We start from the raw sequence: 2,419 nt of genomic DNA, 5'->3' as shown, positions 1-2,419 counted from the left end.
TACTTTCCTGAGATTTTGTGGACACAGATTACGGGCAGCTTTCGTGTTTACGCCATTGAATATATCTTCCGTGGCTGCATTCCTGAATGATCGGATCATGTTTGCATAATATCATGGAACTCATGCTATATCAAGCTGATTTTCCCCATAACCATTTTGAACCTATATCCGCTGCCCAACGGGTGCGTAACCAGCCGAGCGGATTTGGCCCTGCCGCGGTTTTGCTCGTAACCAATTGACAAAATCGCGCCGCTTACCCTCCGGGCCATAGCCCGGTCTGCGTTCACGCGGGGTTGGACGGCGCGCATCTCGGGCTACGGCGCGTTGCGTAAGACCGCCGGCAGGTAGATTTTCGAGAGGCCGCTCGCCCCCACGGCGATCTTGACCACGCGGCCGGGCACGGTAAAAGTAGCAAAGTAGGCGTACTCGCCGGCCGGGTCGATCGCCGCAGAGAGGAGGTAGTCTTCACCGGTGTCCAGTGGCAGTGCGCCGGTGCGGGTGAAGGCTGCCAGGTCCACCTGGACCACGATGCCAGGCAAGCTATTCGTGCCAAGGTAGGCGTACTCGCCGGCCGGGTCGATCACGGCGGACCGGAGGTTGTTTTCCCCGGCGTTCAGCGGCAGCGCGCCGGTGCGGGTGAAGGTGGTCAGGTTCACCTTTACTACCATGCCGGGAGATGTCTCGGTGCCAAAGTAGGCGTATGCACCAACCGGATCGATCACCGCGGAGTGGAGGCTGTCTTCCCCGGCGTTCAGCGTCAGCGCGCCGACGCGGGTAAAGGAGGCCAGGTTCACTTTTACTACCATGCCGGGAGATGTATTGGTCCCAAAGTAGGCGAACCCCCCGGCCGGGTCGATTACCGCCGACCAGAGGCCCTCTTCCCCGGCGTTCAGCGGCAGCGCGCCGGTGCGGGTAAAAGTGGCCAGATTCACCTTCACTACCGTGCCGGGGTAGATGGTGCCAAAGTAGGCGTACGCCCCGGCCGGGTCGATCAACGCGGAGACGATATCGTTTTCCGCAGTGTCCATCGTCAGTGCGTCGGAGCGGGTAAAGGTGGCCAGGTTTACCTTGACCACGCGGGCAGGGAAGGTGTGGTAGGTGCCAAAGTAGGCGTAGGCCCCGGTCGGGTCGATCACCGCGGACAAGGGGCGTTTTTCCCCGGCGGGCAGCGTCAGTGTGCCGATATGGGTAAAGGTGGCCAGGTCTACCTTGAACACGTGGCCGACATTGGTCCAGTCGCCAAAGTAGGCGTACGCCCCGGCCGGGTCGATCACCGCGGACCCAAGAAACTCATCCCCGGCGGGCAGCGTCAATGCGCCGACGTGGGAGAACCCCTCCGGCTGGGCCAGGCGCAGTTCCACCGCCGGCACCGCGGCCGTAAGGCCGGCCGTCGCCGCCCCGGTGTATTCGACGCTGTTGGGGCGATAGGCCATTGTGTCCAGCAGGCCGTCCCCGTGGAGCGGCTGGCCACTGCCAGACAGATTCAGCTTGCCATTTGTCCCCAGCCGCACTACCCCGGGGGCAGCAATGTCCAACATGACCACGTTCATGGCCGCGCCGGCCGGCGTCACCAGCAGGCCACCGCTCACGCGGACGGTGCCGTTGACGTCCAAGCCGGCCTCGCCGCCCTGCAGCGTGCCGCCGGCCATCTCTAGGTCGCCCCGCACCAGCAGGGCATGTTCGAGGCGCAGGGTGCCGGCATAGTCCGCTCCCAGGAAGAGCCCCGCGACGACGCCGCCAAAGGCCGCGTCCACGCGGGCGTCAGGGGCCGAACCGACCAGGCGGGCGGTGTCGGCGGGACCGGGGACGCGGCTGCCTGCCCAGTTGTGCGGGTTGCTCCAATCTCCGTCACCGCCGTCGCCGCTCCAGGTGATTTCCTGTCCTCCGATCGCGCTCCCTTCCCCGCCCGCGGGTAGGAGCGAAACAACCTGGACCGGCACGCCGGGGTCGGTGAGCGTGCCGCTAAAATCGGCCAGCAGCACGGCCACAGCGCGGGCAGGCAGGACTGATCCAGACAGGGCCACCAGCACCAGAAAGACGAGCAACAGTGCGGTAACTGCATGTTTTCCCCTAGTGGTAAGTATGTGGTTCATTTTTCACCTCCGGATAGGAATGGAATCAAACATTGAATGCTTTGATCTACAACGATTGCCGTCCAACAGGTACATAACCAGCCGGGCGGTTCTGCCCCAGGCCATCCGTAAACCCGAACCAGACTAAGCTTTTCGCGCCGCTTACCCTCCGGGCGATAGCCCGGTCTGCGTTCATGTGGGGTTGCGTTCATGTGGGGTTACTAAAATGTAATTGCGCAAGAGGGGCGTGGCCGATGTGTTACCATTAGATTGACATATAGCTGGGAACGCGTCGGGGGCTTGAGCGTCTGGATCAGCCGAAGCCACCTATGGGATGTCCTCGTTAT

The 2,419-nt window shown here is 62.7% G+C and carries 1 protein-coding gene; it reads right to left on the bottom strand.

From position 1 onward, the window contains the following. Window positions 1-314: 314 nt before the first annotated feature. The gene (locus KKC91_12605) at window positions 315-2,093 is read right to left on the bottom strand and encodes a YncE family protein (GenBank protein ID MBU0479383.1); all 1,779 of its coding nucleotides are present in this window, start codon (window positions 2,091-2,093) and stop codon (window positions 315-317) included. Window positions 2,094-2,419 lie beyond the last annotated feature (326 nt).

The sequence above is a fragment of the bacterium genome, assembly GCA_018812485.1.
Classification (GTDB): Bacteria; JAHJDO01; JAHJDO01; order JAHJDO01; family JAHJDO01; genus JAHJDO01.
The sequence above is the reverse complement of the archived record's forward strand: the minus strand, read 5'-3'. Positions and strand labels throughout refer to the sequence as shown.